1 protein-coding gene is annotated in these 893 nt (G+C 52.2%); it reads right to left on the bottom strand.

Features of this window, described 5'->3' with window-relative positions:
• Positions 1-84: 84 nt before the first annotated feature.
• A partial coding sequence (locus tag CRJ00_RS01440) for an IS110 family transposase (protein WP_099365156.1) occupies positions 85-893 on the bottom strand: 809 nt, incomplete at its 5' end.

The raw sequence follows: 893 nt of genomic DNA, 5'->3' as shown, positions 1-893 counted from the left end.
AAAGATTGCTTCGTCGTGCCTCCTCGCAATGAACTGTGTATATATCCAAATAATAAATTAAATTTTCTCCAAATAATATTCTGATTAGGCCGCTTTTGCGATGTAGCCCTTTCCAGATTTTGCGATGGCGAATGCCTGTTTGATCAGTTTGTTCACCACTGCTATGATCGCGACCTTGAGCGGCTTTCCCTTTTCCATCAACCTCCCATAGAGCTCACTGCAGGCGGTGTTGCTCCTGATGGCGGATATTGCCGCCATGTACAGCACCTTTCTGACCTGGCCCATCCCCATCTTGCAGATATGTCCCTTTCCCTTTACGCTGGTACCGGATTCGAATATCCTGGGCGCCAGTCCGAAATATGATATCAGCTGCCTGTACCCCTCGAACCGACTGAAACCGTCCGTCAGGATGATCAACAGTGCTGCGCTGCGCGGGCCTATTCCGGGTATGCTCCGCAGGTTCGCATTGAGTTCCCCGTAATTCTCCATGATGATCTGCTGGACCTGCCTTTCATGTTCATTGATGTCCTGATCATAACGTTTGATCCCTTCCTCCATGGTCTTCCTGAGCGAGGGGTCCAGTGTCCCCGCATGTTCATATGCATGGAGCTGGTTCCCTAGAAGGTTCCTGCATTCCTTCTGTCCCTTGATATAGCCCTCCAGGTTCCTGATCCTCAGCACATGTTCCTCCGGCAGCCTCCATTGGGCAGGTTCCGTCATGCTGGTGAACTTGGCGATGAGCTGGGCATCCTTCCTGTCGGTCTTGGTCCTGGCCAGGGTCATCTGGGAAAAACGCCTGATGACAAGGGGGTTGATGACCGAGACACGTTCATCCCTTTCCCAGAGGAACCTTGCCAGGCGGAAGTAATAGGGACCGGTGGCCTCCATCGCTA

It is taken from the genome of Sphingobacterium sp. 1.A.4 (assembly GCF_002734245.1).
In the GTDB taxonomy this organism is placed as follows: Bacteria; Bacteroidota; Bacteroidia; order Sphingobacteriales; family Sphingobacteriaceae; genus Sphingobacterium; species Sphingobacterium tenebrionis.
Note: the sequence above shows the minus strand (reverse complement) of the source record. Positions and strands in the feature narration are given on the sequence as shown.